At 61.4% G+C, this 6,802-nt stretch carries 5 protein-coding genes and 1 pseudogene; 5 read left to right on the top strand and 1 reads right to left on the bottom strand.

Features of this window, described 5'->3' with window-relative positions:
- Positions 1-1,207 (bottom strand): recombinase family protein (locus tag B5F88_RS12900; protein WP_087346773.1); only part of this gene is annotated, 1,207 nt, incomplete at its 3' end.
- A 183-nt stretch (positions 1,208-1,390) separates the two neighbouring features.
- Here B5F88_RS12900 and B5F88_RS12895 point away from each other — a divergent pair.
- The 5 genes and pseudogenes from B5F88_RS12895 to B5F88_RS12880 all read left to right on the top strand — a co-directional run bounded on the left by B5F88_RS12895 (position 1,391) and on the right by B5F88_RS12880 (position 6,731).
- Positions 1,391-2,413: a CoA transferase gene (locus B5F88_RS12895; RefSeq protein WP_087346770.1), complete on the top strand. Its 1,023-nt coding sequence runs from the start codon at positions 1,391-1,393 to the stop codon at positions 2,411-2,413.
- Positions 2,414-2,425: 12 nt separating this feature from the next.
- Positions 2,426-3,508, top strand: a pseudogene (locus B5F88_RS21490) (CoA transferase); the annotation flags it as partial.
- Between the two features lie 120 nt (positions 3,509-3,628).
- Positions 3,629-4,429 carry an acryloyl-CoA reductase electron transfer subunit gamma gene (acrB, locus tag B5F88_RS21485; RefSeq protein ID WP_242959784.1) on the top strand — a complete coding sequence of 267 codons (801 nt, stop codon included), beginning with the start codon at positions 3,629-3,631 and terminating at the stop codon, positions 4,427-4,429.
- Positions 4,430-4,449: 20 nt separating this feature from the next.
- On the top strand, positions 4,450-5,556 hold the full coding sequence (acrA, locus tag B5F88_RS12885; RefSeq protein ID WP_087346764.1) for an acryloyl-CoA reductase electron transfer subunit beta: 1,107 nt from the start codon (positions 4,450-4,452) through the stop codon (positions 5,554-5,556).
- Between the two features lie 32 nt (positions 5,557-5,588).
- Positions 5,589-6,731 carry an acyl-CoA dehydrogenase family protein gene (locus B5F88_RS12880; RefSeq protein WP_087346761.1) on the top strand — a complete coding sequence of 381 codons (1,143 nt, stop codon included), beginning with the start codon at positions 5,589-5,591 and terminating at the stop codon, positions 6,729-6,731.
- Positions 6,732-6,802: the final 71 nt, after the last annotated feature.

Below are 6,802 nucleotides of genomic sequence, written 5' to 3'. Positions count from 1 at the left end.
CTGTGTTGACCGCCAGCATGGCCGGGTTGCCGCGGTGCAGGGCATCTGACAAAGTATCCATTTGCCTCAGCACAGGTGCCAGCACGATGCCGTCATGGGTGCGGAGCTTGCGATATATCCGGAGGAATGCTGCATGGATGCTGTCCTCGCTGATCCGTCCGTTGGGGCAGTCGGCGGCTTTTCTGTCATGCTTGCGACATACCCAGGAGACGTATCCAGCTTTCGAAATTCTCCGCATGTACAGCGTCCCACACTGCCCACAGATGATCTTCCGAGCAAGCGGGGTCTGATCATGTGGAATCGACTGCCGTTCTGCCCGCCGCTTCAGCAGTTCCTGAACTTTTTGAAAGTCCTCATAGCTGATAATGGCAGGGTGGGTATGTTCTACATAATATTGATCCGCCTCGCCATGGTTATCTTTCCTGCGATATGGAAATGTGTTGGTTGTGTAGGTTTTCTGGCAGAGGGCATCTCCAATGTATTTCTCGTTTGTTAAGATCTTTCGAATGGTCTGCTGATGCCATTTTTGCCCACCATGAACGGGGGCAGGCCCATTCTCACTTAACTCCCGGGCGATCCACTCGGAGCTATATCCTTTTAGATAGGCTGCAAAGATCCACTTTACGATCTCTGCCCGGTCCTCTACGATTGCGAGATTCTTACCATCAACGATTTGGTATCCAAATGGTGCGGAGCAGGTAATAAACTCCCCGCGCTCCATGCGGCGCTGATAGCTCATACGTTGGTTTTTGGAGATGGAGATGGATTCCTCCTGGGCCAGAGAAGCGGAAACGCTCACCATCAGTTCTGAGGTGAGCGTTCCAGTGTCGATATTCTCTTTTTCAAACTTGACGGTCACACCCAGCGAGGAAAGTTCCCGCAGGGTGGCGAGGCAGTCACGGGTGTTCCGGGCAAATCGGGAGATGGACTTGACCACGATCTTATCGATTTTGCCCTTCCGGCAGTCTGCCATCAGGCGGTTGAAGTCCTCCCGCTTATCCATCCGCGTGCCGGTCAGGCCCTCGTCCGCGTAGATGTCCACCAGATCCCAGCCATCGTGGGCGTTGATCGCCTGCGTATAGGCCCGGATCTGGGCGGCGTAGGAATGGAGCTGATCCGCAGAGTCGGAGCTGACCCGGCAGTAGGCTGCTACCCGCAGGGTGTCTGGTCTCGCTGCCTTGGGTGGGATCACTTGTACTTCAGCCATTTCTCATTCGCCTCCTTCCATCTTTTTTGGCAACGAAACCATACCACACTCCTGCGGGAATAGCCAGCACTATTCCCAAACAGTTCTGGGCCGGTATCGTTCTGCGGACAGCCGTTTGGCTCTGGCCAGTTCTTCTTTGGTCAGCAGGCCGTCTGCAGCCATCCGTTCCCATATCCCCCCTTCATCGACGGCATCAGCGCCTACCACTGCTACACCGACCGGGGCAAGAAGAGCATCACCCTGAATCTGAAGGATGACCAGGGCAAGGAGATCCTCAAGCGCCTGGTGAAGGACGCCGACGTTCTGGTGGAGAACTTCAAGAACGGCACCATGGAGAAAATGGGTCTGGGCTTTGAGGAGCTCTCCAAAATCAACCCCGCGCTGGTGTACGGCAAGCTCTCCTCTTATGGCAGCGCAGGCCCCCAGAAGGACTATATCGCCTATGATATTGCCGTTCAGGCTCAGAGCGGCATCATGGACGCCACCGGCGAGCCGGAGGGGGAGCCCTCCCGGGTGGGCTGCTACGTCAGCGATCACCTGTCCTGCACCTACCTGGGCACCACCATTGTCCTGGCTCTGTACCACGCCAAAAAGACCGGCAAGGGCCAGCGGGTGGAGGTCTCCATGCTGGATTCGGTGGCCAGCGTTATGGGTGAGAAGGTGGCCGCCCTCAACTGTGGGGAGAATGCCTCCCGCACCGGCCATCTCCACGACGCCTGGGCCCCCTATGACATTCTGCCCTGCGCCGACGGCTGGGTGGCCCTGGCGGTCACCAGGGACAGCCAGTGGGCCAGCTTCTGCCAGGCTTTCGGCAAACCGGAGTGGGCAGAGCGGTATCCCACCAACGACGCCCGCCGGGCCGCCTATCTGGGCGAGCTGCGGCCCCAGCTGACAGAGCTGCTGGCCAACGTGACCCGGGCCGACTTTGACGCCCGCTGCGCTGCCGCCGGCGTGCCCGCCGGGCCGGTGAACACCATGGAGGAGGCTATTGAGAGCCCCCACCTGAAAGCCCGCAACATGCTGCCCACCGTGGTGGACCAGCGGGTGGGCGACGTGCTCACCGTGGGCAAGGTGATCAAGTTCGGCGAAGGGACGGAGGATCGCTTCACCACCGCTCCTCTGCTGGGCCAGAACAACGACGAGATCCTGGGCACCTACTACACCAAGGAAGAGCTGGCCCAATTCCAGGCCGACGGCGTGATTTGAGGAGGCGGGGATATGGAACATGTACTGAGTGAAATCAAGGTGCTGGACCTGACAGCCAGCCTGCCCGGCGCCTTCTGCACCATGAATCTGGGTGACTGCGGCGCCCAGGTGGTCAAGGTGGAGCTGCCCGGCGGCGACCCCAACCGCGCCCGCGGACCCCTGAAAAACGGCGCCAGCGCCTTTTTCGCCGGCCTGAACCGGAACAAGAAAAGCCTGTGTCTGGACTACACCAAACCCGAGGGCAGGGATCTGCTGCTGAAGCTGGCCGCCTCCTGCGATGTGGTGGTGACCGATGACCCCTCCGTTCTGGACTATGGAGCCGCCAAGGCGATCAACCCCGGCGTGATCTACGCCGCCATCACCGGCTTTGGTGAGAGCGGACCCCTGAAAGACCACCTGGCTGACGACCTGATTCTCACCGCCATGAGCGGCATGATGGACCGCACGGGACGGCGGGGCGAGCCCCCCATGATGCCCGGCGTGGATTTCGGCGGCACGTACAGCGGCCTGGCTCTGCTCTCCGGCATCGTGATGGCTCTGTTCCACAAGCTCACCAGCGGCGAGGGCACAAAAATTGAGGTCTCCGTGCTGGACTGCATCTTCTATATGCTGGAGCTGTTCGTCATGAACTACTCCATCGACGGCAGGATCGTTCCCAAGAACGGCAACCAGGACACCGAAGTGGCCCCTCTGGGCACCTTCGCCGCCCAGGACGGCTACGCCGCCGTTGCCATCAGCTCCGAGGGCCAGTGGAAAAAGTTCTGCGCCCTGGTCGGCGCCGACCAGCTGGTTGACGATCCCCGGTTCGCCGACAATGCCAGCCGCCTGGCCAACCTGGAGGAGCTCATCCCCGAGATCGGCAAGATCACCGGCGCCTGGAAGAAGGACGAGCTGGTGGCCGCCATGGGTGCCAGCAAGCTGGCCGGCGGCGCCCTCAAATCGGTGGAGGAGATGGTGCACGATCCTCAGATCCGCGCTGCGGAGATGATTGTGGCCGGTCAGGATCCGGTGCTGGGCCCGCTCTACCGGGTGGGCACCCCCATGAAGCTGGGGGCCACACCGCTGGACGTTACCGCAATGCCCGCTCCCGCCCTGGGGCAGCACACGGAGGAAATCCTCCGCGCCGTGGGTGTTTCCGGTCCCAAGATCGCAGAGCTGACCCAGACGGGCGTGATTTCCCAGCATACATTTTCAATAAGGAGTGCTAATCAAAACATGAAAGCCATTGTTTGTGTAAAGCAGGTGCCCGACACTTCCGGCAAAGTGGCGGTCAATCCCGACGGCACCTTGAACCGTGCGTCCATGCAGACCATCACCAACCCCGACGACATGAACGCGGTGGAGGCCGCCCTGCGGCTGAAGGACGAGACCGGCTGCAAGGTAGTGGTGGTTACCATGGGTCCGCCCCCCGCCGAGGGGATGCTCCGTGAGCTGCTGGCCATGGGCGCCGACGAGGCCGTGCTGGTGTCCGCCCGGGAGTTCGGCGGCTCCGATACCTATGCCACCTCTCAGATCCTGTCCGCCGCCATCAAGAAGATCGGCCTGGACAAGGACGACGTGATCTTCTGCGGCCGTCAGGCCATCGACGGCGACACCGCCCAGGTGGGTCCCCAGATCGCCGAGAAGCTGGGTCTGCCCCAGGTCTCCTACGTAGCCAACGTCACCCGGGAGGAGGACAAGGTGGTGTGCAAGCGGATGCTGGAGGACGGCTACATGGTGGTGGAGACCACCACGCCCTGCCTTTTGACCTGCATCAAGGAGCTCAACGAGCCCCGCTACATGACCATGCAGGGCATCAGCGAGTGCTACAACAAGCCCTACACCGTTCTGGACTTTGAGGCGCTGAAGGACGATCCCCTCATTGACCTGACCACCATCGGCCTGAAGGGCTCTCCCACCAACATCTTCAAGTCCTTCACGCCCCCTCAGAAGGGCACCGGCATGATGCTGGAGGGCAGCGGCCGGGAGACCACCGACAAGCTGGCCGGTATTCTGGCTGCCAAGCATGTGATCTAACGGAAAGGAGCACTTGAATCATGGGAACTTATAACAGCGCGGATATTGCCGCTTTTAAGGATGTTTGGGTATTCTGCGAGCAGCGCCAGGGCGTGATGATGCCCACCAGCTATGAGCTGATCTCCGAGGGCCGCAAGCTGGCCGACGAGCTGGGCGTCAACCTGTGCGGCCTGCTGGTGGGCGACAATGTGGAGGGGCTGGTCAAGGACCTGGGCGGCTATGGCGCCGACAAGGTCTATCTGTGTGAATCCCCTCTGCTGAAGGACTATACCACCGACGCCTACGCCAAGGTGGTCAGCGACGCCGTGCAGGCTTACAAGCCTGAGATCATGCTCTTCGGCGCCTCCAACATCGGCCGCGACCTGGCGCCCCGGTGCGCCGCCCGGCTGCACACCGGCCTGTGCGCCGACTGCACCCACCTGGATGTGGATGTGGCCAAGTATGTGGAATTCCTCCGGGAGAGCTCCACCCTGGACGTGGACGGCACCAACTGGGACATGGAAAACCGTGACCTGAAGATGACCCGTCCCGCCTTCGGCGGCCACCTGATGGCCACCATCATCTGCCCCCGCTTCCGTCCCGCCATGGCCACCGTCCGCCCCGGCGTGATGAAGAAAAACGAGTACAGCGAGGCCAAGGCCAACGCCGTGGAGATCGTCCGCCCCGAGGTGGTGCTCACCGACGCCGACCTGCACACCCGCGTGCGGGAGATTGTGAAGGAGACCCGCAAGCTGGTGGACCTGACCGGCGCCGACGTGGTGGTGTCCGTGGGCCGCGGCATTTCCAGCAACATTGAGGAGGGCATCCGCCTGGCTCAGGAGCTGGCCGACGTGCTGGGCGGCGTGGTAGGCGCCTCCCGCGCGGTGGTGGACAACGGCTGGCTGCCCGCCGACCATCAGGTGGGCCAGACTGGCAAGACCGTCCATCCCCGCATCTATATCGCTCTGGGTATTTCCGGCGCCATTCAGCACCAGGCCGGTATGCAGGACTCCGAGCACATCATCGCCGTGAACAAGAACGCCGCCGCCCCCATTTTCCAGGTGGCCGACTACGGCATCTGCGGCGACCTGTTCAAAGTGGTTCCCGAGATGATCGCATCCTTCCAGGCCGCCAAGACCCAGGCTTGAGGCGGGCACAGTCATACAGGAGGTAAGAAAACATGGCTTTTCAGCTGACGAAAACTCAGAAAATGGTCCAGGCCCTGGCCAAGGAGTTTGCCGATAAAGAGCTGGCCCCCATCGCCGCCGAGATGGATAAAAATGAGCGTATGGAGCCCGCCATTCTGGAGAAGCTGGGCAAGATGGGCTTTATGGGCATTGGCGTCCCCAAGGAGTACGGCGGCGCCGGCTTCGGCATGATGGAGAAGTCCCTGATGGTTACCGAGCTGGCCCGCCAGTGCGCCAGCACCGCCGAGGTGATGAGCGTGCACACCATGGCCATCACCGGCATCATCAAGTACGGCACCCCCGAGCAGAAAGAAAAGTACCTGACCGGCTCCGCCAAGGGCTGGATCGCCGGCTTCGCCCTCACCGAGCCCAACGCCGGTTCCGATGCCGCCAACGTCCAGACCACCGCGGTGCTGGACGGCGACGAGTACGTGATCAACGGCTCCAAGTGCTTCATCTCCAACATGGGCCCCAACGAGGGCGACTTTGTCACCATTCTGGCTGTGACCGACCCCACCAGGGGCTATCACGGCATGTCCACCATCATCGTGGACCGGAACACCCCCGGCTTTATCATCGGCAAGCGGGAGGAGAAAATGGGCATCCGGGCCGCAGACGTGTCCGAGCTGATTTTTGAGAACTGCCGCGTGCCCAAGACCAACCTGCTGGGCAAGGAGGGCAAGGGCTTCAAGATCTTCATGGAGGCCCTGGACGGCGGCCGTATCGGCATGGCCTCCCAGGCCCTGGGCATCGCCGAGGAGGCGCTGAAGCTCTCCAAGGACTACCTGAAGGTGCGCGTCCAGTTCGGCAAGCCCCTGGAGAAGCAGCAGGGCCTGCAGTGGTATATCGCCGACATGGCCACCAAGGTCTCCGCCGCCCGCGCCCTGATCTATGAGGCCGCCATGACCATGGACCGGGGGGAGAACTGCACCGAGATCGCCGCTATCGCCAAGTACTACGCCTCTGAGATGGCCGTGGAGGTCACCAACAAGGCCCTGCAGATCTACTCCGGCTATGGCTACATGCGGGACTATCCTCTGGAGCGGATGTACCGTGACGCCCGCATTGTGCCCATTTACGAGGGCACCTCTGAGATTCAGAAGAACATCATTGCCCGTGAAGAGCTGAAGAAATAAGGCGAATTCCGGGCTCTGGAGAGCACCCCGGTATTGACCGGGGTGCTCTCCAGCCGTTATTATAATGAGGA

The organism is Flavonifractor sp. An306 (assembly GCF_002159455.1).
Lineage (GTDB): Bacteria > Bacillota > Clostridia > Oscillospirales > Oscillospiraceae > Flavonifractor.
Note: the sequence above shows the minus strand (reverse complement) of the source record. Positions and strands in the feature narration are given on the sequence as shown.

Excerpts from the sequence above, each read along its gene's own strand:
- acrB (WP_242959784.1), top strand. The coding sequence starts at position 3,629 with ATGAAAGCCATTGTTTGTGTAAAGCAGGTGCCCGACACTTCCGGCAAA.
- acrA (WP_087346764.1), top strand. The coding sequence starts at position 4,450 with ATGGGAACTTATAACAGCGCGGATATTGCCGCTTTTAAGGATGTTTGG.
- B5F88_RS12880 (WP_087346761.1), top strand. The coding sequence starts at position 5,589 with ATGGCTTTTCAGCTGACGAAAACTCAGAAAATGGTCCAGGCCCTGGCC.